Here is a 25,885-nt window from a genome sequence, read left to right on the forward strand (position 1 = left end):
GAACGCTCGCGGGGCGACGCTCGGGGGCGACCGTGACCGCGGCCGACCGCGCGGTCGAGCGGGTCGACCGACTGGTCACGGAGCGTCCGGCCGCGGTGATCGCCGTCTTCCTCGTCGTCAGCGTCGTCGCCGCCGGCGGACTGGCGGGGATCACCACCAGCGCCGGCGCGGACCAGTTCACGCAGGACATCCCCGCTCAGCGCGCCCTCGACGACATCGACGAGGAGTTCGAGACGTCCATCGGCGGATCGGCCACCTCTGGGCAGCTGATCGTCACCGACGACGACGTGCTCTCGCGGTCGGCGTTGGTCCGAATCCTGGAGACGCAGGCGCGGCTGGAGTCGCGGTCGACGCTCCGGGTGGCGTCGACGTCGAGCCACGCCGACGCGGTCGCCCGTCAGCTGGACCCGGCGGCTGAGACCCCGGAGGAGCGGCGGGACGCGGTCGCCGAGGCGACGCCGGCGGAGCTCCGGTCGGCGATCGCCGACGCCGACGAGGCGGGCGCCGTCGAGGCGCAGGTGTCGACCGACTACAACCCCACCGCCCAGCGGGCCGACGCCGCGATCGTCGGCGTCACCTACGACCTGCCCGAGGCGGCGACGACCGCTCGGGTCACCGAGCTGCAGACGCGCAGCGTCGCGGTCGTCGACTCCGTCCCGGGAAACGAGGCGGGCGAGAACGCGATCCTCTTCGGCGACGGGATCCTCCAGTCGGAGATCACGGCCCTCCTGAGCGACACGGCGATCATCGTGTTCCCCGCGGCGCTGCTCCTGATCCTCGGGTTCCTCGTGTTCGCCTACCGCGACCCGATCGACATGGCGATCGGGCTCGCGGCGCTCCTCATGTCGCTCCTGTGGACCTTCGGGTTCATGGGGTACGCACAGATTCCGTTCTCGGACTCGCTCGTCACCGTCTTCCCGCTGTTGCTCGCGGTCGGGATCGACTTCGGGATACACGTCGTCAACCGCTACCGGGAGGAGCGGGGCGGGGGGGTGGGGATCGCGGCCGCGATGCGGACGACGACGGACCAGCTCTCGATCGCCTTCCTGCTCGTCACGATCACCACCGTGTTCGGACTCGTCTCGAACGTGGTGAGCCCCTTCGAGCCGAACCGCGACTTCGGGATCGTCGCCGCCGCGGGGATCGTCTTCACCCTCGCGGTGTTCGGCGTCTTCCTCCCGGCCGCCAAGGTGCTCGTCGACCGGTGGCGCGAGCGCCTTCCGATCCCAGAGTTCGGCACGGCCCCGCTCGGGTCGGGGGGATCGCGCCTCGGTCGCGTCCTCCGTGTGGGCGTGGACCTGTCCCGGATCGCCCCCGTTGCGGTCGTCGCGGTGCTGCTCGTCGGCGGCGCGGTCGGCGGCGCGTACGGCACCGGCGTGAACACGGAGTTCTCCGAGGAGGCGTTCTTCCCGGACGAGGACAGACTGGAGACGTACTCGAGCCTGCCGGAGCCGTTCGCGCCCACCGACTACACCTTCCTCCGGGTGATCACGCTGTTCGAAGAGGAGTTCGAGCAGGGGTTCGTCGACTCCGTGACGCTGTACGTCGACCAGTCCGTGCGCGACGACGACTCCTTGGAGCTGATCGACCGGACCGCGCGCAACCCCCCGGACACGTTCGAGACGACCGACGAGCGACGCGCCGACGCGACGAGCGTCGTCACCGTCATCGAGGACCGCGCGGCCGAGGACGAGGAGTTCGGGAGGCTCGTGGACCGCAACGACCGGCTCGGCACGGGCGTCCCCGACCGCAACGTCGACGAGGTGTACGACGCGCTGCTCGACTCCCCCGCGGAGGGAGAGGCGCGCGGGTACCTCGCCGCCGACCGCGGGAGCGCCCGCATCGACTACACGATCCGCCCGGGCGTCGACAACTCCGAGGCGGTCGCGAACGTCCGGGCGCTCGCCGAGCGCACGCCGCTGGAGGCGGTGCCGACCGGCGAGCTCGTTGTCAACGAGGCGGTGATCGACCGCCTCACCGAGTCCGCGATCCGGAGCCTGCTCGCCGCGTTCGCCCTCACGGCGGTGTTCCTCGCGCTGTCGTACGCCTACCTGGAGGGGCGGGCCGTCTACGGCCTGCTCAACCTCGTTCCCGTGCTCGTCACGGTGGGCCTGCTCGTCGGGTCGATGCGGCTGTTCGAGATTCCCTTGACGCCGATCAACGCGCCGATCCTCTCCGTGTCGATCGGGCTCGGCGTGGACTACACCGTCCACTTCGTCCACCGGTTCGTCGACGAGTTCAAGGCCGGCAGGGGAGTCGACGAGGCCCTCGACGTCACCATCGCGGGCACCGGCGGCGCGCTCACCGGGAGCATGCTCACCACGGTGGGCGGACTCGGCGTCCTGTGGCTCGCGGTGATCCCCCTGCTCCGCGACTTCGGCGTGCTGCTCGCGCTCGGCGTGCTGTACGCGTACCTCTGTTCGATCCTGCTGGTCCCCTCGCTCGTCGTCGTCTGGGACCGGTACGGGGGGCGCGTGGGGCTGGCTCTCGACGGGGGGCTCCGCGAGGAGTCGGCGGAACGGGCGGACTAGTCAGTCGACTCCGTCCCGGCAATGTCGTCCGCCGCCGGCCCGGCGACGTCGCCGCTCGTTCCTTCGGTGCCCTCGCCTGCCGCCCGCTCGGCGTCGTCGACACGTTCGGGGACCTCGTCCCCCGCCCGCCGCGACTGGGCCTTCCCGGCGAGCACCGCGACGACGTAAGCGCCGACGGCGACGAGGACGATGGTTCCACCGGCCGTCGTGTTGTAGTGGAACGACAGCGTGATCCCGGCGACCACGGCGATCTGCGCCAACACGATCGAGGCGAGCAGCGCCTCGCGGAAGCCGCGGGCGATCTGGGCGGCGGCCGCGACGGGGACGACGAGCATCGCGGCGACGAGGATGACGCCCATGATCTGCATGGCGCCGACGACGACGAGGGCCGTCAGCGTCGTCATCAGACGGTTGTACCACGGGACGTCGATCCCGGCGACGCGGGCGGCCGTCTCGTCGAACGTGACGTACAGCAGCTGCTTGTACGCGACCGTGACGACCGCGGCGACGATCGCGAAGAGGACGACCAGCAGGACGGCGTTCTCGCGGGAGACCGTCGAGAGGTTCCCGAACAGGTACTGGTTGACGCCGACGGCGAGCCCGCCGGAGTTCAGGCTGATCAGGACCGCGCCGAGCGCGAACCCCGTCGAGAGCACGATCGCCATCGACACGTCGTTGTACGCGTCGGTGGTCTCGGAGATGAGCTCGATCGCGAGCGCGGCGATCACGGCGACGACGACGGCGGTGACGTACGGCGAGATCCCCGTGCCGAGCAGCGAGTTGACGAACAGGCCGACGGCGACGCCGGCGAAGGCGGTGTGCGCGAGCGCGTCGCCGATGAGCGCGAGCTGTCGGTGGACGAGGAAGGTGCCGATCAGCGGGGCCATCACCGCGATGAGCGCGCCGACGAGGAACGCGTGGTGCATGAACACGTACTCCAGCATGGCGATCCCCAGCTCGTCGCCGACCCACCGGAGCGCGCGGCTCCACAGCCCGACGAGCCACGCGAGGAGGTCGTAGGGTGCCGACAGGAGCGGGGCGACGCCCGCGAGCGATCCCGGCGCGGAGACGACGGGCATCACGGGTCGCTCCCCCCGTCCGCGCGGCGGAGGTTCGTCCCGTACGCGCGGTCCAACGCGTCGCTCTCCACGAACGCCGCGGGGTCGCCGTCGAAGTACACCTCGCGGTTGAGACAGACGACCCGCGAGGCGTGCTCGACGACGGCGCCGATGTCGTGTTCGACGAGCAGGACGGTGATCCCGTCGGCGACGAGGTCGTCGAGGAGCGCGAAGAACGCCTCGACCGACTCGGCGTCGACGCCGACGGTCGGCTCGTCTAAGACCAGCAGCTCGGCCTCGCCGGCGAGCGCCCGCGCGATGTACGTCCGCTGGCGCTGGCCGCCCGAGAGCGCGGTGACCTTCCGGTCGGCCAAGTGCTCTATCCCGACCGTTTCGAGGGCCTCGCGGGCGCGATCGCGGTCGTCCGCGGTCACGCGTCGGAAGCCCGCGTGGGGGAACCGACCCATGAGGACGACCTCGCCGGCCGTGATCGGCATCCGCGTCTCGCCGCTCGTCGCGTCCTGTGCGACGTAGCCGACGCGCTCGCGCTCCGCGAACGCCCGCGCGGGGTGTCCGAGCAGCTCGGCGGTCCCCTCGTCGAGCTCGTGGAGGCCCAAGAGGAGGCGGAGGAGCGTGCTCTTTCCGGAGCCGTTCGGGCCGACGATCCCGACGTACTCGCCGCGGTCGACCCGGAGGTCGACGCCCTCGATCACGGGCGCCGCGCCGTAACCGAACGTCAGCCCGCGAGCCTCGACGAGCGGGTCCTCGGCGGTCGCCGCTTCCTCCCGGGAGCGCCGGGCCGCGTCGCCCGCGCTCATGGCTCGAAGTTGCGACCGTAGTCGGCGAACGTCACGTCGTCGGGGTCCTCGACGCCGAGCAGGATCCGGAACGTCGGGAGGTTCACCTCGCGGGCGATCTCGAAGTACCCCCACCCGCGCTCCACCCACGACTCGGCGGTACCCGCGTACGGCGTCACCGGGAAGTACGCCTCCACGTCGGTCTGCTCTAACAGCTGTTTCGCCGGGCGGATCGGCTCGAAGACGGCCGCGCCGATGTGACGGATGTCGTTGTCGGCGATCGTCTCCTGCGCCCGTCGCACGTCGGCCGGGCGGACGTCGCCGTCGGCCGCGAGGTTCACCACCAGCGGCTCGATCGTGGCGCCGTACCGCTCCGAGACGTACGCGAAGGCGTTGTGCGCGGCGAGGAACGCCACGTCGCGCTCGGCGGCGTCGAAGACCTCTCGCCACTCGGCGTCGAGCGCGTCGAGGTCCTCCTCGAGCGCCTCGGCGTTCTCCCGGATCGTGGTCTCGTGTTCGGCGTCGACCGCAGCCAGCCCGTCCGCGAGGTTGGCGACGGCGCCCTTCGCCCGCCGCGGATCGAGCCAGAAGTGCGGGTCCTTCGCGCCGTCGACCGCCTCGTCCTCCGTCAGCGAGTCAGCGAGGTCGATCAGGTCGACGCCGTCCCGGACGTTGATGAGCGCCGTCTCGGTCGACTCGGACTCCAGCGTCTCGATCGCCCGGTCGACCCACGGCTGGAAGTCGGGTCCGACGTGGACCAGCGCGTCGGCGTCGGTGATCTTGCGCTGGATCGACGGGTCGGGCTCCCACCCGTGGCCGTGGAGGCCCGTCGGCACCAGGTTCTCGACGGTCAGCTCCGTTCCCTCGGCGAGCGCGTCGGCGAAGTCGTAGAAGGTGAAAAAGGACGCGACGACCGTGTACCCCCCTTCGTCTCCCCCGTCGCCGCCCTCGCCGTCCGCGGAGTCCCCGTCGCCCGAGCCGCCGGGATCGGCCGCGTTCCCCGTACACCCGGCGAGGCCGCCGGCGAGGGCGCCGGCACCGATCCCGGCGAACTGCCGCCGAGACATGCCGAGGTCTCCGTTCGTGTTCGCGTTCATTATCGTCTCTTTGGCGAGGACGACACATTATACTTTTGGTCTAAGAAAAAGATTAGACTAATCTAATTTTTGTGCCGCCGGACGCGTCCCGCGGAGTGCACGGTTCGGCGCCCTCGTCCGCGCTCGTGATCCATCGTCCGCGATCATCAATCACCTCTCGTCCGCGATCATCAAGCTTCAATGCGCGCGGGCGACTGGACCGCGTATGAGCGACCAACAGCTTCGCAAGGAAGCACACGACCTCGACGTCTCCGTCTGGGTCGGCAAACACGGCGTCGACGCGGTCGTCGACGAGACGGCCGACCAGCTCGACGACGCCAAGCTGGTGAAGGTGAAGTTCCTCCGGGCGGCCCGCGGCGGGACCACGACCGAGGCGCTGGCCGAGGAGCTGGCCGACGCCGTGAGCGCCGACCTGGTGGAGACGCGCGGAAACACGGCGGTGCTCCATTGATGAGCGGGACGGCGGGAGCGGCCGACGTCGTCGCGGTCGCGGGGGCGGTGCGGCCGTACCTCGGCCCGGCGACCGGCATCGCCATCGACGTCGCGATCTTCCTCGGCGTGCTGGCGGCGGTGTACGTGATCCACAAGGCGGTCATCGCGCCGCTCGTCGGGAGACTGTTCGACAGGCAGGGGCTCGACGAACACGCGCGGCGCCCGCTCCAGAAGATCCTCACCTTCCTCGTGCTGTTCGCGGGCGTGACGGTGGCGTTCGGCGCGGCGGGCTACCAGGGGTTCCTGCGCTCGCTGGCGACGATCGCCGCGGCGGCGACGCTCGCGATCGGCTTCGCGCTCCAAGACGTGATAAAGAACTTCGTCGCCGGCGTGTTCATCTACACCGACCGGCCGTTCCGCATCGGCGACTGGATCGAGTGGAACGATAACTCGGGGATCGTGGAGGACATCTCCTTCCGCGTCACCCGCGTCCGAACGTTCGACAACGAGCTGCTCACGGTGCCGAACCACGCCCTGACGAGCGACGTGGTGAAGAACCCGGTCGCGAAGGGGACGCTCCGGCTGAAGTTCGTCTTCGGGATCGACTACGAGGACGACGTCGAGGCGGCGACCGACATCATCGTCGAGGAGGCCGAGAAGAGCGACGCGATCATGGACGACCCGGGGCCGTCGGTGCGGCTGACCGAGCTCGCCGACTCCTACGTGGGGCTCCAGTCGCGGATCTGGATCGACGACCCGTCGCGGGCCGACTTCGTGAAGGCGCGCGCCGACTACGTGAAGGCGGTCAAGGAGCGGTTCGACGAGGAGGGAATCTCGATCCCGTTCCCGCAGCGGACCGTCTCTGGACGGAACGAGTGGACCGATCCCTCGTCGTTCGGCGGGGCGGACTGAACGGTCCCGATAGTAACGAACTTGAGGGTCCGGTGACTGGTTGCGTCCATGCATGTGGTCGTCATCGGGGCCGGCGAGGTCGGCACGAGCATCGCTGCGAGCCTCGCGTCGGACCACACGGTCGTCGTCGTCGACGTCGACCCGGACCGCGCGGAACAGCTCAAGTACGAGCTCGACGTGCTCACGATCGCCGGCGACGGCACGACCTCCGAGATCCAGACGGCGGCGGAGGTGGGCAGCGCGGACATGGTCATCGCCTGCACCGACGACGACCAGACGAACCTCGTCGCCTGCGGCACCGCGAAGACCCTCGGCGACGGGTTCACCATCGCCCGGGTGAAAAGCACCTCCTTCCTCCGGACGTGGGAGGGGAACGAGGGCGCGTTCGGCGTCGACTTCATGGTGTGTACGGACCTGCTGACGGCCGAGAACATCGTCCGCGTCATCGGACTCCCCGCCGCGATCGACGTCGACCCGTTCGCCAGCGGCCTCGTCCAGATGGCCGAGTTCGAGATCCCAGAGGAGAGCCCCGTCGCCGGGCAGACCGTCTCCGAGGCGGACCGCTTCGAGTCGCTCACGTTCGTGGGGCTGTTTCGCGGGGGCGAGATGGTCATCCCGCGCGGCGACACCGACATCGCGGTCGGCGACCGGGCGGTGGTGATCGGGAGCCCCGAGAGCGTCCAGTCGTTCGCGACCACCGTCGCGCCCGAGGCGACCCCCGGCCGCGCCGACGAGATCGTCGTCGTCGGCGGCAGCGAGATCGGCTATCAGACGGCCCGGCTGCTGGAGAAGCGGGAGTTCAAGCCGCGGCTGATCGAGCAGGATCCGGACCGCGCGCGGTGGCTCGCGGAGAACCTCCCGAACACCGTCGTGATGGAGCACGACGCGACCGACACCTCGTTCCTCTCGCGCGAGCACGTCGACGAGGCCGACATCGTCGTCACAGCGCTGCGGTCCGACGAGAAGAACCTGCTCATCTCCGTGCTCGCCAAGCGGCTCGGCGTCGACCGCGTGATCGCGGTCGTCGACAGCCCGGACTACGTCACCGTCTTCGAGGAGATCGGCATCGACATCGCGATCAACCCCCGCACCGTCACCGCCGAGGAGATCACGCGGTTCACCTACGAGAGCGTCGCGGAGAACATCGCCGTGCTGGAGAACGACCAGGCGGAAGTCCTGGAGCTCGAACTCACCGAGGGTTGTGGGCTCGTCGGGAGGCCGATCTCGGAGATCGTCGCCGACACCGACGTGCGGTTCGTGATCGGCGCGATCACCCGGGACCACGCGCTCGTCACCCCCCGCGGGAACACCGTGCTCCGCCCCGGCGACCACGTCATCCTGCTCGTGGAGTCCGACGGCGTGAGTTCCATCACCGCAATGGCATGAGCCGCCCGTGAGAACGACGATCCGGGTCGCCTGGCGGGCGAGCGTGGGTCTCACCGGCGACGTCCTTACGGCCCTCCCGGTCCCGCTGGCGTTCCCGCTTTTGATCGCGCTCTACTACGGCGAGTCGCCGGTCCCGTTCCTCGCGGCCATCGCCGTCTCGCTCGCGCTCGGCGCGGCGTTCCGCTCGGTGCAGGACCCCGAGGCGAACCTCGGTCCCCGCGAGGCGTTCCTCGCGGTGGCGCTCATCTGGCTGCTCGTCGCCGCGGTCGGCGCGATCCCCTTTGTCGTCGCGGGCGTCGGAACGGTCGCCCATCCGGTGAACGCGCTGTTCGAATCGATGAGCGGACTGACCACGACCGGCGCGACCGTCCTGCGCGACTTCTCGATCCACTCGCGCTCCGTCATGATGTGGCGGCAGGTGATCCAGTGGCTCGGCGGGCTCGGTATCCTCATCCTGGCGACCGCGGTGCTCTCCGAGGTCGGCGTCGGTGGGGCACAGCTCATGGAGTCGGAGTCGCAGACCCAGGACGTCAACAAGCTCACGCCGAAGATCTCACAGACCGCACAGCTCATCTGGGGGATCTACTTCGGACTGACGGCGCTCGCGGTCGCCGTCTACTTCCTGCTCGGGCTCGCGGTCGACCCGCAGATGGACCTGTACAACGCCGTCGCCCACGCGTTCACGTCGGTCGCGACCGCCGGGTTCTCGCCGGAGCCGGAGAGCGTCGGCGCGTTCCATCCGCTCATCCAGTGGGCGGTCGTCCCGTTCATGGTGATCGGCTCGACCAGCTTCATCCTCATCTACTTCGCCATCAACGGGGATCCGATGCGGCTCCTGCGCAACGAGGAGTTCCACTTCTACCTCGGCGTGATGGGGACGCTCGCGGCGGTCGTCGCCGTCGGCCTGTTCCTCGATCCGAACACCACCTTCGGCGCCGAGGGGACGGTCCGACACGCCGTGTTCAACGTCGCGTCGATCGTGACCACGACGGGGTACGCGAGCACCGACTACGTGCAGTGGGCGCCCGCCGCGAAGCACATGCTGTTCATGGGGATGTTCGTCGGCGGGATGGTCGGGTCGACCACCTGCTCGATCAAGTCGCTGCGCTGGCTCGTCGCGCTGAAGACGTTCCGACGGAACCTCTACACCGCGATCCACCCGGAGTCCGTTCGGCCGATCCGGATCTCGGGAAGGCCGGTCGACGAGGGCGCGATCCGCGACATCTACGCGTACCTCCTGTTGAGCATCGTCATCTTCTTTCTGCTCGCCGTGTTCATCGTCGTCGACGCCGAGCGGGCGGACCTCCGGGTGGGCGAGTTCGAGGCGCTCGGCGCCGCGGCGACGACGTTCCTCAACATCGGCCCGGCGTTCGGCGACGCCGGCCCCTACGGGACGTTCGCGACCTTCCCGATGAGCACCCGGGCCGTGATGATCGTCCTGATGTGGATCGGTCGGATCGAGATCATTCCCGTGATCGTGCTGTTCACGCGGGCGTTCTGGACCTCGTGAGCCTCGCAAGTCGGCGGGGGAGGGACGTTCGACGCCGGCCGCGGAGATCCATCGACGGCTTCTTGCCTCGCCGGGGAGCTACGACGGACATCGGCACCCCCGAGGTCCACTCGTGACACGAACGACGGTCGACGCGCGGGCGACGCTCAGCTACACTGGGAGCATCGTGAAGCTCCTCTCGGCGTCGATGAGCGTCCCGCTCGTCGTGGGGCTGATCTACGGCGAGGACGCGATCGCGTTCGCGGTGTCGATGACGATCGCCGTCGCGATCGGCGCCGGGCTCGAACGGCTCGACGACGAGCCCGACCTCGGGCCGCGGGACGCGCTGGCGCTCGTCTCGCTCGCGTGGCTCATGGCCGCGGTTATCGGCGCGATCCCCTACGTCATCGCCGGGTACGGGACCACCTCAGCGCTCGGTCACCCGGTGAACGCGCTGTTCGAGTCGATGAGCGGCTTCACCACGACCGGGGCGACAGCGACGAGGGAGATCAGCTTCGAGCGGCACTCGCACGCCGTGTTGATGTGGCGGCAGCTCACGCAGTGGCTCGGCGGGATGGGGATCATCGTGCTGATGGTCGCGATCCTCCCGCAGCTGGCGGTCAACGGCGCGGAGCTGATGAAGTCCGAGGCCCCGGGGCCGGGACTCCAGAAGCTCACGCCCCGGATCGTCGAGACGGCCCGGGCGCTCTGGCTCATCTACCTCGCGTTCACCGTTGCCATGATCGCGCTCCTCGCGCTCCTTGGACTCACGCCGCTCGCTCCGGAGATGGACCTGTACAACGCGATCGCCCACGGGTTCTCCACGCTCCCGACCGGTGGATTCTCGCCGGAGGCCGAGAGTATCGCGGCGTTCTCTCCCGTCGTCCAGTGGGTCTTCGTCCCGTTCATGGTGATCGCCGGGGTGAACTTCGCGCTGTTCTGGTTCGTGCTCCGCGACGACCCGACGCGGATGTTCGAGAACACCGAGTTCCGCGTGTACCTCGGGCTGGTGACCGGATTCGCGGCGATACTCGCGGTCGGGTTGTTCTCCGGCGGCGCGCCCGCGACCGAGATCGGCGGACTCACCGAGGGCATCACGGAGAACGCGCTCCGACAGGGCGTGTTTCAGGTCGCCTCGCTGATGAACTCGACCGGGTTCGCCACCGCTGACTTCGCGCAGTGGGACACCCAGACGAGGTTTTTCCTGCTGTTGGTGATGTTCGTCGGCGGCTCCGCGGGGTCGACGGGGGGCGGGATCAAGGTCATTCGGTGGCTCATCGTGCTCAAGACCCTCCGCCGGGAGCTGTACACGACGGCGAACCCCGACGTCGTCAGGCCGGTGCGGCTCGGCGGCGACGTCGTCGACGAGGACGTGATCCGCGGCATCCTGGTGTTCACGCTGTTGTATTTCCTCCTGTTCGCGCTCGCGGCCGTGTTCATCGAGCTCGACACGACCCGGATCGGGGAGCCGCTCTCCGGAACCGAGGCGCTCGCGGCCTCGCTCGCGACGATCGGGAACATCGGGCCGGGGCTCGGACCGCTCGGTCCCTTCGGGAGCTACGAGTTCCTCCCGACCACGACGAAGCTGCTGATGATCGGGCTGATGTGGATCGGCCGGCTGGAGATCGTCCCCGTGCTCGCCCTGTTCGTCGTGGGCGTCGAGGAACGGTGACAAACGAGTACGAACTCGAACGAAGCGATCAGCGTGGTGAAAAAGGCGTGTAGCGGACACAGAACCCTCTAGATCAGATCGCGTATCTTCTTTACCGGCCAGGTATGTGGTGTTCGTATGACGAGCACCGACCACACCGACGGACGGGATCTGCTCGACCACGTCCTCCTTCCGGTCGCCAACGAGGACGACGCACTGGCGACGGCGCGGGCGCTCGAACCGTACCACCCGAACCGGGTGACCGCGCTTCACGTCGTCGAGAAGGGCGAGGGGGTTCCGGACAAGACCCCCGTCGAGCAGTCCGAGGACCTCGCGGCGGAGTCGTACGCCGCGGTGCGGACGGTGTTCCCCGACGCGGACGACCACACGGCGTACGCTCGGGACGTCGTCGGTGCGATCTTCGAGGCCGCCGAGGAAGTGGACGCGAGCGCCATTGCCTACCGCTCTCGCGGCGGAAACCGGATCATGCAGTTCCTGTCGGGAGACCTCTCCCTGAAGTTGGTCACGGACACACCGCTGCCTGTTGTCGCGCTCCCGAGGGCCGAGCCGGACGAATGAGCGACGACGAGCTCGCGAAGGACCTCGGTCTCGTGTCGGCGATGACGATCGGGATCGGCACCATGATCGGTGCCGGGATATTCGTCCTCCCGGGCGTCGCCGCGAACGCGGCGGGTCCCGTGGTCGTCGTCTCGTTCGTCGTCGGCGGGCTGATCGCGATGGTGAACGCGCTGTCGGTCTCCGAGCTCGGCACGGCGATGCCGAAGGCCGGGGGCGGCTACTACTACATCAACAAGTCGCTCGGCCCGATGTTCGGGTCGATTGCGGGGATGGGCGACTGGATGGGCCTGGCGTTCGCCTCGGCGTTCTACTGCATCGGCTTCGGCCAGTACCTCGCCGTGTTCGTCGGACTCCCGACGGTCGCCTTCCTCAACCCGATCCAGGTGGGCGCGCTCCTCGCGGGGCTGCTGTTCGTCGGGGTCAACTACATCGGCGCGAAGGAGACCGGGGGGTTACAGACGGTGATCGTCTTCATGCTGCTGTCCATCCTTGCCGCGTTCTCCGTCGCCGGCTTCCTCTCGTTCGACTACGCGACGCTCGCCGGGAGCGAAGGGGGACTCGCCCCGGCGGGCTACGGGGCGATCCTCCCGGGGACCGCGCTCGTGTTCGTCTCCTTCCTCGGCTACGCCAAGATCGCGACCGTCGCCGAGGAGCTGAAGAACCCCGGCCGAAACCTCCCGATCGCCATCATCGGGAGCGTCGCGATCGTCACGGTGATCTACGCGGTGCTCGTGACGACGATGCTCGGCGTCGTCCCGTGGCCGGAGCTCAGCCAGGACGCGCCCGTCGCGCAGGCCGCGCGGGTCGCGTTCCCCGAGTCGATCGGGCCGGTGACGGGAGTCGCCGGGATCGCCGCCGCGGCGATGACCGTCGGCGCGCTGCTCGCCACGGCGTCCTCCGCGAACGCGTCGATCCTCGCGTCCGCCCGGATCAACTTCGCGATGGGCCGGGACAAGATCGTCACCAACTGGCTCAACGAGATCCACCCGAACTACGCGACGCCGTACCGATCGATCCTGGTGACCGGGGGACTCATCGTCGTCTTCATCGCGCTGTTGGGCCAAGAGATCGAGGTGCTCGCGAAGGCGGCCAGCGTCCTCCACCTCATCGTGTACGCGCTCATGAACGCGGGGCTCATCGTCTTCCGCGAGGCGGACGTGCCGGAGTACGACCCGGAGTTCACCGTCCCGCTGTACCCGATCACGCCGATCCTCGGCGCGGTCCTGTCGCTCGGGCTCGTCGCGTTCATGGACGGGATCGAGATCGCGCTGTCGGCGGCGTTCGTCCTCGCGGCCGTCGCGTGGTACTTCGTCTACGCCCGACGCGAGACCGACGAGCAGGGCGTGCTCTCGGAGTACGTCCGGAGCCGCGAGGCGGACCTGCCCGACCGGGTCGTGGGCGCCGCGGACGCCGTCGCGCCGAACGGCTCCGGAGAGGAGGGCCCGACGATCATGGTCGCCGTGTCGAACCCGCGGACCGAGAGCGCGCTGATCACCCTCGCCGGCGCGCTCGCACAACACGAGGGTGGTCGCGTGCTCGCGACCCATATCGTCACGGTGCCGGACCAGACGTCGCTGGAGACGGTGGCCGAGAACCGGACCGGTCTCGACGCGTCCTCGGAACTGCTGCTCAAACAGGCGGCGTCGGATGCCGAGGCCTTCGACGTCCCGATCGAGACGAAGACGATCCTCTCGCACCGCGGGATCGAGGAGGTGTTCGACGCGGCGCGCACGAACGACGCCGACACCGTCGTGATGGGCTACGGCGGGGCGCGGTTCGCCGGCGGGCGTGTCGAGGGCTCGCTCGACGAACTCGCTCGCGACCTCCCGTGTGACTTCCTCGTCTTGGACGGCCAGCGCCTGGACCTCTCGGACGTGCTCGTTCCCACCGCCGGGGGCCCCTCCTCGGACCTCTCCGCGGAGGTCGCGCGCGCGCTCCGCGACGCGGTCGGCGTGGACGTCTCGCTGCTGCACGTCGTCGCCCCGGGCGAGGAGGAGTCCGGCCGAGCGTTCCTCGCCGACTGGGCGGACGGCCACGGTCTCGGGGACGCGGAGCTCCGGATCGAGGCGGGCGACGTCGAGGAGGCGATCGGTCGCGTCGGCGAGGCGTACGACCTCGTGATCGTCGGTGCGACGGAGCGCGGCCTGCTCTCGCGGATCGTCCGTGGCTCGCTCGCGTTCGAGACGATCGAGCGCCTCGAGACGCCCGTGTTGCTCGCGGAGCGGCCGTCCGCGCGGTCGCTGTGGGAGCGGCTCGTCGGCGGGCGCTGACGCGCCGAGTCCGACGGTCGGTCGGAGGGGGCCGCGGGATCGCTCCGGCTCGTGGTCGCTCGCCCCCATCTGTAATGAACGTTTATGCGTGACCGGCGGGTAGGTACCGGCATGTACGACGACGAGGAGCTCTCCGCGATCCGCGAGGCCCACGCCGAGTGGGAGGCGGAGACGCTCGACCCGGCCCTCGACGGACGCGGCGAGCGGCGCGACCGGTTCGCCACGGTGTCGAACCGCGAGGTCGATCGCGTCTACACGCCGGCCGACGTGGCCGACCTCGACTACGGCGACGACCTGGGCTTTCCGGGCGAGGAGCCGTACACCCGCGGCGTCTACCCGACGATGTACCGCGGGCGGACGTGGACGATGCGGCAGTTCGCCGGCTTCGGCACCGCCGAGGAGACGAACGAGCGCTTCCGCTACCTGACCGACGAGGGCCAGACCGGGCTCTCGACCGCCTTCGACATGCCCTCGCTGATGGGGCTCGACTCCGACGACCCGATGGCGCTCGGGGAGGTGGGCAAGGAGGGCGTCGCCGTCGACACGCTCCGCGACATGGAGGTGCTGTTCGACGGCATCGACGTGAGCGAGGTGTCCACCTCCTTCACGATCAACCCGAGCGCGCCCGTGATCTACGCGATGTACGTCGCGGTCGCGGACCAGCAGGGGGTCCCGCGCGAGGAGCTCCGGGGCACCCTGCAGAACGACATGCTCAAGGAGTTCATCGCGCAGAAGGAGTGGGTGATCCCCCCCGGGCCCTCGCTCGACCTCGTGACGGACACGATCGAGTTCGCGGTCGAGGAGACCCCGTATTTCAAGCCCATCTCGGTGTCCGGCTACCACATCCGCGAGGCGGGCTCGACGGCGGTCCAGGAGCTCGCGTTCACCCTCGCCGACGGCTTCGCGTACGTCGAGGCGTGCCTCGACCGCGGGCTCGACGTCGACGCGTTCGCCCCGCAGCTCTCCTTCTTCTTCAACTCGCACAACTCGATCTTCGAGGAGGTCGCGAAGTTCCGGGCCGCCCGCCGGCTCTACGCGCGGATCATGGCGGAGTGGTACGGCGCCGAGGCCGACGCCTCCAAGCGGCTGAAGTTCCACACCCAGACGGCGGGACAGTCGCTGACGGCCCAACAGCCGCTCAACAACGTGGTGCGGACCACGATACAGGCGCTCGCGGGGGTCCTGGGGGGCACCCAGAGCCTCCACACCAACTCCTTCGACGAGGCGCTCGCGCTCCCCTCCGAGCGCGCCGTGCGGGTCGCGCTCCGCACCCAGCAGATCATCGCCGAGGAGTCGGGCGCGGCCGACGTCGTCGACCCCCTCGGCGGCTCGTTCGCGGTGGAGGCGCTCACCGACGAGGTCGAGGCGGAAGCGACGGCGTACATCGAGGAGATCAGGGAGATGGGCGACGGCTCGGTCCGCGACGGCGTCCTCCGCGGGATCGAGGAGGGGTACTTCCACCGCGAGATCCAGCAGGCCTCCTACGAGTACCAGGAGCGGGTCGATTCGGGCGAGGAGACGGTCGTCGGCGTCAACGCCTACGAGACCGACGACGACGCGGAGCCGGACCTGCTCCGCGTCGACGAGACGACCCGGGAGCGACAGATCGACCGCCTCGAGTCCGTGAAACGAGAGCGCGACGACGACGCGGTCGACGCCGCCCTCGCCGACCTCCGCGACGCGGTCGGCGCCGGCGAGAACGCCATGCCCGCGATCGTGACGGCGGTGAAGGCGTACGCCACGATGGGCGAGATCATGGCGGTGTTCGAGGCGGAGCACGGGTCGTACCGCGAGCGGATCGGGGTCGCCTGAGCGGAATACGGAGCCCGTGAACGGAGGGGTCGAACGTCGGGTCAGGTCACGTCGACCGGCCGCGCGGACTCCGCGCACCACGCGTTGCCCCGGCGGCCCGCCCGACGGAGTTCGAGCTCGACGACCGACCCGGCGTCGAGCGCCGCCAGCTCGGCTTCCACGTCGGGATCGTCGTACTCGACGACGTGCAGCGTCCCGTTTCGAGGGTGTTCACGGAGCGTGATCGCTCCGTGGTCGTTACACGGGTTCACGACGGTGTACTTGCCAGTGCGGTCCATCACGTGTGACGCTACGCAGTGTTCCATGTTAACGCTTGTGCGTGCGGGTGTCGGGCTCACACGCGACGGCCGCGAACGGTCCACTTTAATCGGCTCGTCGTCTCCCTCCGGTATGACGCAGACGGAGATTCCCGAGGACCACCCGCGATACGCGTCGCTCGTTACGCGCCACCGGATCGAGGCGGGCGTCGAGAAGGGGATCACCTCGAAGCAGGGACTGATCGCGCAGGGCCGCGGCGAGGCGTTCGACTACCTCCTCGGCGAGCGGACCCTCCCGAGCGCGGACCGCGCCGCGCGCGCCGCCGCCGCGACGCTGCTCGCGGCCGACCGTCCGGTGATCTCGGTGAACGGCAACGTCGCCGCACTGGCGCCGGCGGAGACGGTCGAGCTCGCCGACGCCGTCGACGCCGACCTGGAGGTGAACCTCTTCAACCACACCGACGAGCGGGTCCGGCGGATCGCCGACCACCTGCGCGAGCACGGCGCCGACGCGGTGAAGGGACTGGCCGCGGACGGCGAGATCCCCGGCCTGTCACACGCCCGCGGGACCGTCGACGCCGACGGGATCGAGGCGGCGGACGTGGTCGTGGTGCCGCTAGAGGACGGCGACCGCGCCGAGGCGCTCGACGCGATGGGAAAGACGGAGATCGTGGTCGATCTCAACCCCGGGAGCCGGTCGCCGCGGACAGCGGACGTCCCGATAGTCGACAACCTCGTGCGCGCGGTGCCGAACGTCACGGCTCACGCGCGGGACCTCGCGGACGCGTCGCCCGCGGAGCTCCGCGAGGCCCTCGACGCGTTCGACGCCGCCGAGGCGCTGACGGCGGCGGAGGCGGCGATCCGGAGCGGAGCGTTCGACCGCGGCGCGGCGGACGCGGCGTAGGGGAGCCCGGTCAGCGAGGTCCCGCGCGGGGGGCGTCCGTTCTCCGCCTCGGCGAACACGGGTCCTCGACGTCTCTTGACGCCGGAAGTGCAAAGTCCGCCGACGGTCTACCGGAGGCATGGAACTCGACGAGACCGACCGCGCCATCCTCCGGATCCTCCGGGAGGACGCCCGGACGCCGTTCTCCGAGATCGCGCGCCGGATCGACATGTCGAGCGCGACCGTCCACGACCGGGTCGGGCGGATGGAGGATGCCGGCGTCATCCAGGGGTACCACGCCGAGATCGACCCAAAAGCGGTCGGGTACGGCGTCGGCGCCTTCGTCGGGCTCCGCGTCGAGCAGGGACGCGAGGAGGACACGATCGAACGGCTCCGCGAGATCGAGGGGGTCAGCGAGATCCACCTGACGACCGGCGAGTGGGACGTGATCCTGCGCGTCGTCGCCGCGGACACCGATAGCCTCCGCGAGCTGATGTTCGACCGCGTCGCCGAGATGGAGGGGTTCTCGCGCTCGCAGACCATGATCATTCTCGGCACCGACTTCGAGGCCGACGGCCCGCCGGTGTGACAGGAGGGAGACCCGCGGGGGCGGTCGGGCGTCGCGGTGACGCGGGACCGGAACGCTCAACTCGGGGACACCCCGAACGGGACTCATGAGCACACGGGTCGAGGGACGGTTCGGGCTGTCACCGGAGCGGGCGTGGGCGGCGGTCGTCGGCGGCGTCGCGCTGCTCCTCGCGATCGGCTCCGTCGTCTTCCCGCGGGCCGTGTACGACCGGTTCGTCTGGCGGTACTTCTGGGGGCCGGTCGTCGCCGACGGCGAGGGAGCGCAGTGCGCGGTCCGCGACGCCGGCGGCACCGAGCTCCTCGGGAGCGCGTCGGCGTGTTCGGCGGCGGTTGAGGCGGGCGACGTCGTCGCCGCTCCGGGGTACACGACCGTCTCGACCGTGAGCTACGTGGTGGTCCTGCTCGGGATGCTCGTCGGCGTCGTCTTCCTGCTGCGGCGGCTGGAGATCGGCGACGAGCTGCGGTTCTTCTACGCACTGTTCCCGTTCATGCTGCTCGGCGGCGCGCTTCGCACCGTCGAGGACTCGGGCGTCGCCGCGATGCGGGCCGGCACGGAGCCGCTGATCCCGTTCCCCGCGAGCGCGCTGCTGATCAGTCCGTTCATCTACTTCACCGCGTTCGGGTTCACCCTGGCCTGCGTCCTCGCGGCGTACGCGCTGGCCGATCGCGGGGTCGTCGACGACTACGCTACGCCGCTGTTCGCGATGGGCACCGTCGCGCTCGCGGCCTCCGTCGGCTACCTCTCGTACCTCGCCGCGGCGACCGACTACGTCGAGTTCTACCCGCAGGTGTCCGCGTTGACGCTGGGAATCGCGACGGCGGCGACCGCGGTCACCTGGAAGCTCGCGACCGCGTACGAGCCGACGATCCGTCAGGGAACGGGCGTCGCCGGGATCGTCATCATCTGGGGGCACGCGATCGACGGCGCCGCGAACGTCATCGGCCTGGACTGGATGCCGGCGCTGACCGGCACGTCGAACCTCGTCCCGAAACACGTCGTCAACGCGCTGATCGTCGACTGGACCGGGCGGCTGCTCCCGGAGTCGATCGTTTCGGTCACCGGCGACGCGTGGCCCTTCCTGCTGGTGAAGCTCGCGGCGGCGACGTTCGTCGTCTGGGTGTTCAACGGCGAGATGTTCGAGGAGTCGCCGCGGTACACGCTGATGCTGCTCATCACCGTGCTGGCCGTGGGGCTCGGCCCCGGGACGCGGGACATGCTGCGCGCGACGTTCGGCATCTGACCGCGGCGGCGGCCGTCCGCCGCCGGCGTCCGCAGTCGCTGCCGGACGCGGACCTCCGCAGTCGCCGCCGGACGCGGTCCGCTTTTCACTCGGGGACGCGAACGCCTGTGTACACATGAGCAACGCGCTGTTCGTCGTGAGCGAAGCGGGCTACTGGGCCGAGGAGTGCATCGAGCCGCTGACGACGCTCGAATCGGAGGGCGTGGAGGTGACGGTCGCGACGCCGTCCGGGTCGCCGCCGGTCGTCGACGAGCGCTCGCTCGACCCGGAGGCCGCGGGCGGCGAGGAGCGGGCCGCGGAGCTCCGCGAGGTCGACGAGACTCATCCGGGGCTCAACGATCCCGAGCCGATCGCGGCGGTCGACGCCGACGGCTACGACGCGGTCGTCTTCCCCGGCGGACACGGCACCGTCTGGGACGTGAACCAGGACCGACACGCCCGCCAGCTCCTGCTCGACGCGGTCGCGGGCGACGAGGGCGTCGCACTCGTCGTCTGTCACGCGGTCGGCATCCTGGCGTTCACCCGCGAGGCCGACGGGACGCCCCTCGTGGAGGGCCGGTCCGTCACGGGGTTCCCGAACGACTGGGAGGAGGGAATCGTCGACGACGAGGACGTGCTGCCCGACGGCCGGAAGCTCCCGTACTGGGTGGAGGACGAGGTCGTCCTCGCCTGCGCCGACTGGGACGCCGAGCTCGACGCCGACGAGAGCGTCGCCGTCGACGGCGACCTGATCACCGCTCGCGGCCCGGAGTCCTCCGCGGCCGCGGCGGAGACGCTGCTGGACGAGCTGTAACCGGTCGGAGGCCGGGGAGACCGGCCTCAGCGGATCACGAACCGGCCTCAGCGGATCACGAACCGGCCTCAGCGGATCACGAACGCCGGCTCCGCGATCCGCTCGCTCCGACACTCCGGACACCGGGACGGTTCGTTGACCGGGTCGTCGAAGCCGTCGAAGCCGCAGTCGCGACACTCCGGCGGCGCGACGAGGAACCGCTCGTCGCCGTCGTCGTCGTCGATCGACCGCGAGACGTGCTCCAGGTGGTCGTACACGACCGGCGTCGGCAGCGACAGCGACTCGCCGAGGTCGCTCGCGGTCGCCGGCCCCTCTCGGAGGGTGGCGGCGATCCGCTGGCGCGTCGTCTCCATGGCGGGCGTTCGGCGGCGACGGGTAAAGCGTCGGCGGCGACCGCTCCACCGCGGCGCCGCCTCACTCTTCAGGCCGCGGCGCCAGCACCACGAGCGCGGTGCTGTCCTCGCGCGCCGTCGGCTCGACGGACGACTCCCCCTCGAACCGGAGTATCTCGCCGGCCTCGACCCGGTGGGGATCGCCGTCGAGCGCGACGTCGACGGCGCCCTCCAGCACGTGGAACAGGACCGTCCTGTCGGGATGCTCGTGCTCGGGCACGCGCTCGCCCGCCTCCAGCGACAGCCGGATCGTCTTCGGCTCGTTCCCGGGGAACGCGTCCGCGTGCGGCTCCCCGTCGAGGTCGGCGATCCGGGCCCGGTCGGCGATCCGGGCCCGGTCGGCCGGGGAGTCATCGAGATCGACCATGGACAGGAGATCCGCCGCGAGTGCTATGGACGATGTCGCGAACACGTTCGGATCGTCGGGAGGAACCGTCCGGCCGCCCTCGCGTCAACGGCGTCTCAGCGCGGAGTCGACTCAGCACCGTCGCCGAGCAGCGCCGCGATCCGGTCGCCGATCCGCGTCGTCGTCGCGTCGGAGAGCCCGTGCCCGTCCCCCTCGTCGATCCGGAGGTCGACCGCGGCACCGGCGCGCCCGAACGCGTCGGCGGTCGCCCGCACGCGCTCGACCGGGACGTACGGGTCGCCCGCGCTGCTGTCGAGCGCGACGGGCGTGCCGGCGAGCGGGCCCGTCCGCTCGTCGGCCACTTCCCCGCCCGCGGCGTCGACCGTCCCCGGAACGCCGACGACCTCCCGTTCCGCGAGGTCCGCGCCGGGCAGCGCCGCGGAGACGACGAACGCGCCGCCGTAGCGCCTGGGGCGCCGCCGGAGGAACTCGCTCGCGACGCTCCCGCCCCGCGAGACGCCGACGAGGACGACCGACTCCGGGCCGACCCCGATCTCGGCGGCGGCCCGGCAGGCGGCGGCGACGCAGTCGACGGCCGAGGTGAGCGTCGGCTCGTTGGCCGCGAGGGGCGCGTCGTGGCCGGCGGGGAACCAGTTCGAGCGGACGGCGCCCGGCGCGAGGAAGGCCACGCCCGGTCGATAGAAGTCGTCGGCGAGCCGCACCAGCCCCTCGGGCGTCCCGCCGCGGCCGTGAACGAGGACGACCGCGACCCGGGCCGCGGCGGCCGGGGCGCCCCCGGTGACCAGCGTCGCGTCCGCGTGCGGCCCGTCGACCCCGGAGAGCGGCCGGCTCATCGATCGGAGGTCGCGTCGGTGTCCGCCTCGGGCCCGCGGCCGCCCCCGACCTCGAACGCGGGCAGCTGACGCTCGATCAGCTCGCGGTCGTCCTCGAAGCGGGGCGGGAGGTACAGCTCCGTCGCGTGGCCCGTCGCGTCGGGGTCGGCGAGCCCCGGGCCCGCGGGACCGTCCGGGGTCGACGCCTCGGTCGCGAGTTCGACGAGCAGGCCGCCGGGGCCGCGCACGTACAGCGAGTGGAAGAAGTGGCGGTCCTTCACCCGGGAGACGTCGTAGCCGCGGTCGCGGAACAGTGCGTGCCACTCCAGCAGCGCCTCGCGGTCGGGGACGCGGACCGCGGCGTGGTGGAGCGTTCCGGGCCCCTCGCGGAGGTACGGCGCGTCGCGGTCGAGCAGGTCGACGACGGTCGCGCGCTCGCCCGGCGCGCGGTACCGGATCCGGTCGCCCGCCTCCGCCTCGTACTCGAAGCCCAGCGTGTCGAGCACGCTCGCCGTCCCGTACGGGTCCGCCGGCAGCGCGGTGACGCCGTACAGCCCGCGGACGGCGGCCGACTCGGGGACCGGGTCGGCGGCGGTTCTGCGCTCGGCCGCATCGACCCACGGCTCCCCGCCCGCGTCGCTCTCGACGAGTTCGACCCGAGTGCCGGACGGGTCCGAGAACGCGATCAGGCGATCGCCGAACCGGTCGTCGGTCCGGGCGTCGCCGTCGCTTCCGGCGACGGTGTCGACCTCGATCGCCACGCCCCGGTCCGCGAGTCGCTCGCGCCAGTAGCCGAGCGAGCCGGGCGGGACCGCGAAGGCGACCGCCTCGTAGCCGGGCTTGCCGGTCCGACCGGGATCGGCGTGGGGATCCGGGAAGACGGTGACGACGGAGCCGGGCGCGCCGGTCGCGTCGCCGAAGTAGAGGTGATACTGGAGGACGTCCTCGTAGTTCACCGTCCGGCGCAGCAGCCGGAGCCCGAGCGTCTCGCCGTAGAACGCGGCGGCGGTCGCCGCGTCGCCGACGATCCCCGTCACGTGGTGGAGCCCGGGCGTGTCAGAGAGCATGGAGCACCTGGGTCGCGCGGGCGCAAACCGGTGTCGATCGGGTCGGAGTTGGTCGTCGATCGAGGTGGGGATCGGTCGCCGATCGAGGCGGGGTCGGCCCGCGACCGCGACGGCTCACGAGAGCCACAGCAGCCGGACGTTGCTCGCGGTGAGGTAGGTGCCGACGAGCGTCAAGAGGACGGGCGGGAAGTAGTAGAGCAGCGCGTCGCCGTCGCGAGCGCCCGCGACGCTGATCCACACCATCACGAGGTAGACGACGATCTTGAGGGCGACGAGTCCGGAGAGGCCGAACGAGTCGAGCGCGAGCGCGACGACCGGGTTCGCCTCGTCGATCGTCGGCACGTACTCCAGGAAGGCGATCGTCGAGACGACGTCCCCGACGCCGTACGTCGCGGTCGCCGCGATCCACAGCCAGTAGAACTCCTGTGGCCGGCGGCTGTACGCCGGACGGCGCCGTCGTCGATCGCGAGACCGGGACACGGTTCGACCTGTTGGAGCAGCGACGTGAATCTGCCGGTTCGGTCTGTGTCGGTTCGTCGGTCCGTCCCGCTCGCCCCCTCGACGCCGGCGCCGCTTTCGGATCGTTCAATGTCGGCCGCCCGGAGGGATCCCCATGGGCACGCCACTGGAGCCGCGAGCGGCGCAGGTCGCGGAGGTCCTCGACCGGCTGTACGAGGAGTACCCGGACTCGACGATCTCGCTGAACTACTCGAACCGGCTGGAGCTGCTCATCGCCGTGATCCTCTCCGCGCAGTGTACCGACGAGCGCGTGAACGAGGTGTGTGCGGACCTGTTCGAGACGTACGAGACGCCCGAGGAGTACGCGAACGCGCCCCAAGCGGAGCTCGCGGAGGCGATCAACTCCATCACCTACTACAACAACAAGGTGAAGTACATCCGCTCCGCGTGCGCGGACATCGTCGAGACGCACGGAGGCGAGGTGCCGGACACGATGTCCGAGCTGACCGACCTGGCCGGCGTCGGTCGCAAGACCGCCAACGTCGTCCTCCAGCACGGCCACGACGTCGTCGAGGGGATCGTCGTCGACACCCACGTGCAGCGGCTCACCCGCCGGCTCGGAATCACGGAGGAGGAGCGTCCGCCGGCGATCGAGCGGGACCTCCTCGGCGTCGTTCCCGAGGACGACTGGCAGCAGTTCACCCACCTCATGATCGACCACGGGCGCGCCACGTGCACCGCGATCAACCCGGACTGCGCCGACTGCGTGCTCGCGGACGTCTGCCCCTCCGAGCGGGGCGACGCCGAGGTGGACCTCGCCAGCGGCGAGGCGTGGTGATCGGAGGACCGCGACAATCGGGGGACTGCGGTGTCACTCGACCGCCTTTTTCGACCTCTCTAGTCCGGGACCGTTCGGCACGCGGACTTAAAGACCCACCAGACCGGGGGACACCGCCGATCCCTTCCTCCCGAGAGGGAACTCGCTTCCGGGTTTATCCCCCCGACCGGCGTATCCGTAAGTGAGGAGAGACACAATGTCCACACAAAAGACAAACGAGTTCGGCGGAGAGATCGGCGGCGTCACGCTCATGGGGAAGGCGCACTCCCTGTCGGCGTTGTTCATCGTCCTGCTTCGGGCGACGATCGGCGGGATGATCCTGTTCGCGGGGCTCGGGAAGGTCGCGGAGTGGCCGTTCGACGCGGCCGGCTACCTCGCGAACATCGACCCCGCGAGCCCGGTCAGTGGGCTGTACGGGGCGATGGCGGCGACGCCGTGGTTCGTCGAGTTCGCGAACGTGTTCGTCCCGGCGACGCAGGTGCTCATCGGCGCGGCGCTCATCGCGGGCGCGTTCGTTCGGCTGGCCGCGCTCGGCGGCGCGATGCAGATGATGCTGTTCTACCTCGGCGGGTGGAGCGGCGACGTCTTCGCGCTGTTCGAGTCGACGCTGATCTACGCGATCGTGTTCCTCACGGTCGCCGCGTTCGGCGCGGGACGCGTCCTCGGACTGGACGCGTACATCGAGAAGATCGAGGTCGGCGGGCAGGCACTCGTCGAGAAGTTCCCGGCGCTGCGCTACGTCCTCGGCTGAACGGGGGCGACGCGGCGCTGGTGCAACGGGGCGCGCGTTCGCGCGCCGCCGGCTCGTTTTCCGACGACGTTCTTTTCCGGGTAGCGACCGCGTTCCTCTTCGGCACTCTCGTCGCCGACCCCGATCCGCAACGACACGTTATAAGCCACCGGGGCCGGAACGGTCTCGATAATGCTGGAGGGGGTCAACGTCGCGCTCGGCGTCTCTGGGAGCATCGCGGCGGTGACGGTCGTCGAACTCGCCCACGAACTGCGCCGGCAGGGCGCCAGCGTTCGCGCCGTCATGTCCCCGGCGGCGACGAACATCGTCCACCCGTGGGCGGTCGACTTCGCGACCGACGGGCCCGTCGTCACCGAGATCACCGGCGACGTCGAACACGTCGAGCTCTGCGGACGGGAGGGGTGGGCGGACGTATTGCTCCTGGCGCCGGCGACGGCCAACACCGCCGGGAAGGTCGCGGCCGCGGTCGACGACACCCCCGTGACGACCTGCGCGACGACCGCGCTGGGCGCCGACGTGCCGGTCGTGATGGCGCCCGCAATGCACGAGCCGATGTACGACCACCCGGGGGTCATCGAGGCGCTCGACCGACTGGAGGCGTGGGGCGTGACGTTCGCGGACCCCCGGATAGAGGAGGGGAAAGCGAAGATCGCCGAGGAGGCGGAGATCGTCACGGCGGTCGCCCGCGCGACGACCCCCCAGACGCTCTCGGGCGCGCACGTGGTCGTCACCGCGGGCGCGACGAAGGAGCGGATCGACCCGATCCGGATCCTGACGAACCGCGCGTCGGGGAAGACGGGCCGCGCGGTCGCCCGCGCCCTCTACGTCCGCGGTGCGAAGGTGACGCTCATACAGGACGGCCCGGACGTGCCCTACGCCGACGTCGTCGCCGTCGAGACCGCCGACGAGATGATGGAGGCGTGTCGCCGGACCGCCGCCACCGCCGACGCCCTGGTCTCGGCGGCGGCCATCTCCGACTTCACCGCCGACGCGGTCGACGAGAAGATCCGGTCGGGGTCGCCGCTCTCGGTGGACCTCCGGCCGACGCCGAAGCTCATCGACTCGGTGCGGGAGGCGTACCCGGAGCTCCCGATCGTCGGGTTCAAAGCCGAGACGTCCGGCGACGACGCGGCGATGGTCGCCGAGGCCGAGCGGATCCGCGACCGCGTCGGCCTCGCGTTCGTCGTCGCCAACGACGCGAGCGTGATGGGCGCCGAGGAGACACGCGTGCTCCTCGTGGGGGAGACCGGGACCGACCCGGAAGAGGTCGCCGGATCGAAGGACGCCGTCGCCGGACGGATCGCCGATCGGCTGGCCGAGGCGCTCGGGCGGAACGCGTGAACCGGACGGCGTCCCCGTCCCCATATCGGCTGGGATACAAACTGTTTTGAGGCGGTAGAGAAACGTTCCGGGTAGAGATACC

24 protein-coding genes and 1 pseudogene are annotated in these 25,885 nt (G+C 70.4%); 16 read left to right on the forward strand and 9 right to left on the reverse strand.

Features of this window, described 5'->3' with window-relative positions:
- Positions 1–32 precede the first annotated feature (32 nt).
- A complete protein-coding gene (locus U4E84_RS01925; protein WP_322530409.1) occupies positions 33–2,531 on the forward strand; it encodes an MMPL family transporter in 2,499 nt (832 codons plus the stop codon).
- Here the strand turns inward: U4E84_RS01925 and U4E84_RS01930 are convergent.
- Genes U4E84_RS01930 through U4E84_RS01940 form a run of 3 tightly spaced genes read right to left on the reverse strand, consistent with a single transcriptional unit; the run spans position 2,528 to position 5,483 of the window.
- Positions 2,528–3,610, reverse strand: coding sequence for a metal ABC transporter permease (locus U4E84_RS01930; protein ID WP_322530410.1), 1,083 nt, complete (start codon positions 3,608–3,610; stop codon positions 2,528–2,530). The genes U4E84_RS01925 and U4E84_RS01930 overlap by 4 nt on opposite strands.
- Positions 3,610–4,407 (reverse strand): metal ABC transporter ATP-binding protein, encoded by a 798-nt coding sequence (locus U4E84_RS01935; RefSeq protein WP_322530411.1) that lies wholly within the window; start codon positions 4,405–4,407, stop codon positions 3,610–3,612. The genes U4E84_RS01930 and U4E84_RS01935 overlap by 1 nt, the downstream gene beginning before the upstream one ends.
- A complete protein-coding gene (locus U4E84_RS01940; protein WP_322530412.1) occupies positions 4,404–5,483 on the reverse strand; it encodes a metal ABC transporter substrate-binding protein in 1,080 nt (359 codons plus the stop codon). The genes U4E84_RS01935 and U4E84_RS01940 overlap by 4 nt, the downstream gene beginning before the upstream one ends.
- Positions 5,484–5,688: 205 nt before the next feature.
- On the opposite strand from U4E84_RS01940, the gene U4E84_RS01945 reads away from it, so the two are divergent.
- From U4E84_RS01945 to U4E84_RS01980, 8 genes are all read left to right on the forward strand, one after another.
- The gene (locus U4E84_RS01945; RefSeq protein WP_322530413.1) at positions 5,689–5,934 is read left to right on the forward strand and encodes a YhbY family RNA-binding protein; all 246 of its coding nucleotides are present in this window, start codon (positions 5,689–5,691) and stop codon (positions 5,932–5,934) included.
- Positions 5,934–6,827: a mechanosensitive ion channel family protein gene (locus U4E84_RS01950; protein WP_322530414.1), complete on the forward strand. Its 894-nt coding sequence runs from the start codon at positions 5,934–5,936 to the stop codon at positions 6,825–6,827. The genes U4E84_RS01945 and U4E84_RS01950 overlap by 1 nt, the downstream gene beginning before the upstream one ends.
- Before the next feature lie 48 nt (positions 6,828–6,875).
- Positions 6,876–8,213, forward strand: a complete 1,338-nt coding sequence (gene trkA / locus U4E84_RS01955; RefSeq protein ID WP_322530415.1) for a Trk system potassium transporter TrkA — start codon at positions 6,876–6,878, stop codon at positions 8,211–8,213.
- Positions 8,214–8,220: 7 nt separating this feature from the next.
- Entirely contained in the window at positions 8,221–9,723 is a 1,503-nt protein-coding gene (locus U4E84_RS01960; protein ID WP_322530416.1) for a TrkH family potassium uptake protein, read from the forward strand.
- A gap of 112 nt (positions 9,724–9,835) precedes the next feature.
- On the forward strand, positions 9,836–11,374 hold the full coding sequence (locus U4E84_RS01965; protein WP_322530417.1) for a TrkH family potassium uptake protein: 1,539 nt from the start codon (positions 9,836–9,838) through the stop codon (positions 11,372–11,374).
- Positions 11,375–11,491: 117 nt separating this feature from the next.
- Positions 11,492–11,932, forward strand: coding sequence for a universal stress protein (locus tag U4E84_RS01970; protein WP_322530418.1), 441 nt, complete (start codon positions 11,492–11,494; stop codon positions 11,930–11,932).
- Entirely contained in the window at positions 11,929–14,202 is a 2,274-nt protein-coding gene (locus U4E84_RS01975) for an amino acid permease (RefSeq protein WP_322530419.1), read from the forward strand. Before U4E84_RS01970 ends, U4E84_RS01975 begins: the two co-directional genes overlap by 4 nt.
- Before the next feature lie 111 nt (positions 14,203–14,313).
- On the forward strand, positions 14,314–16,014 hold the full coding sequence (locus tag U4E84_RS01980) for a methylmalonyl-CoA mutase family protein (RefSeq protein WP_322530420.1): 1,701 nt from the start codon (positions 14,314–14,316) through the stop codon (positions 16,012–16,014).
- A 41-nt stretch (positions 16,015–16,055) separates the two neighbouring features.
- Here the strand turns inward: U4E84_RS01980 and U4E84_RS01985 are convergent, their stop codons facing one another.
- Positions 16,056–16,292, reverse strand: coding sequence for a hypothetical protein (locus U4E84_RS01985; RefSeq protein ID WP_322530470.1), 237 nt, complete (start codon positions 16,290–16,292; stop codon positions 16,056–16,058).
- A gap of 112 nt (positions 16,293–16,404) precedes the next feature.
- Here U4E84_RS01985 and U4E84_RS01990 point away from each other — a divergent pair, with 112 nt between their 5' ends.
- The 4 genes from U4E84_RS01990 (at position 16,405) to U4E84_RS02005 (ending at position 19,776) form a co-directional block, all read left to right on the forward strand.
- On the forward strand, positions 16,405–17,175 hold the full coding sequence (locus U4E84_RS01990; protein WP_322530421.1) for a 4-phosphopantoate--beta-alanine ligase: 771 nt from the start codon (positions 16,405–16,407) through the stop codon (positions 17,173–17,175).
- 118 nt (positions 17,176–17,293) lie between these two features.
- A complete protein-coding gene (locus U4E84_RS01995) occupies positions 17,294–17,743 on the forward strand; it encodes an Lrp/AsnC family transcriptional regulator (RefSeq protein ID WP_322530422.1) in 450 nt (149 codons plus the stop codon).
- 85 nt (positions 17,744–17,828) lie between these two features.
- A complete protein-coding gene (locus tag U4E84_RS02000) occupies positions 17,829–18,983 on the forward strand; it encodes a DUF63 family protein (RefSeq protein WP_322530423.1) in 1,155 nt (384 codons plus the stop codon).
- 115 nt (positions 18,984–19,098) lie between these two features.
- Positions 19,099–19,776 (forward strand): type 1 glutamine amidotransferase domain-containing protein, encoded by a 678-nt coding sequence (locus tag U4E84_RS02005; RefSeq protein WP_322530424.1) that lies wholly within the window; start codon positions 19,099–19,101, stop codon positions 19,774–19,776.
- A gap of 68 nt (positions 19,777–19,844) precedes the next feature.
- Here U4E84_RS02005 and U4E84_RS02010 read toward each other — a convergent pair whose 3' ends face one another.
- The 5 genes and pseudogenes from U4E84_RS02010 to U4E84_RS02030 form a co-directional block, all read right to left on the reverse strand.
- The gene (locus U4E84_RS02010) at positions 19,845–20,129 is read right to left on the reverse strand and encodes a transcriptional regulator (RefSeq protein ID WP_322530425.1); all 285 of its coding nucleotides are present in this window, start codon (positions 20,127–20,129) and stop codon (positions 19,845–19,847) included.
- A gap of 61 nt (positions 20,130–20,190) precedes the next feature.
- Positions 20,191–20,481, reverse strand: a pseudogene (locus U4E84_RS02015) (cupin domain-containing protein); the annotation flags it as partial.
- A gap of 149 nt (positions 20,482–20,630) precedes the next feature.
- Positions 20,631–21,368, reverse strand: a complete 738-nt coding sequence (locus tag U4E84_RS02020) for a phospholipase (protein WP_322530426.1) — start codon at positions 21,366–21,368, stop codon at positions 20,631–20,633.
- Positions 21,365–22,414, reverse strand: coding sequence for a VOC family protein (locus tag U4E84_RS02025; RefSeq protein WP_322530427.1), 1,050 nt, complete (start codon positions 22,412–22,414; stop codon positions 21,365–21,367). The genes U4E84_RS02020 and U4E84_RS02025 overlap by 4 nt, the downstream gene beginning before the upstream one ends.
- A gap of 114 nt (positions 22,415–22,528) precedes the next feature.
- Positions 22,529–22,894, reverse strand: a complete 366-nt coding sequence (locus U4E84_RS02030) for a hypothetical protein (protein ID WP_322530428.1) — start codon at positions 22,892–22,894, stop codon at positions 22,529–22,531.
- A gap of 133 nt (positions 22,895–23,027) precedes the next feature.
- On the opposite strand from U4E84_RS02030, the gene nth reads away from it, so the two are divergent.
- The 3 genes from nth to coaBC all read left to right on the forward strand — a co-directional run bounded on the left by nth (position 23,028) and on the right by coaBC (position 25,803).
- Complete coding sequence (gene nth, locus U4E84_RS02035) at positions 23,028–23,711, forward strand: endonuclease III (RefSeq protein ID WP_322530429.1); 684 nt, start codon at positions 23,028–23,030, stop codon at positions 23,709–23,711.
- A gap of 196 nt (positions 23,712–23,907) precedes the next feature.
- Complete coding sequence (locus U4E84_RS02040) at positions 23,908–24,462, forward strand: DoxX family protein (protein ID WP_322530430.1); 555 nt, start codon at positions 23,908–23,910, stop codon at positions 24,460–24,462.
- 171 nt (positions 24,463–24,633) lie between these two features.
- Positions 24,634–25,803: a bifunctional phosphopantothenoylcysteine decarboxylase/phosphopantothenate--cysteine ligase CoaBC gene (gene coaBC / locus U4E84_RS02045; RefSeq protein ID WP_322530431.1), complete on the forward strand. Its 1,170-nt coding sequence runs from the start codon at positions 24,634–24,636 to the stop codon at positions 25,801–25,803.
- Positions 25,804–25,885 lie beyond the last annotated feature (82 nt).

Source organism: Halorubrum sp. AD140 (assembly GCF_034497445.1).
Classification (GTDB): Archaea; Halobacteriota; Halobacteria; order Halobacteriales; family Haloferacaceae; genus Halorubrum.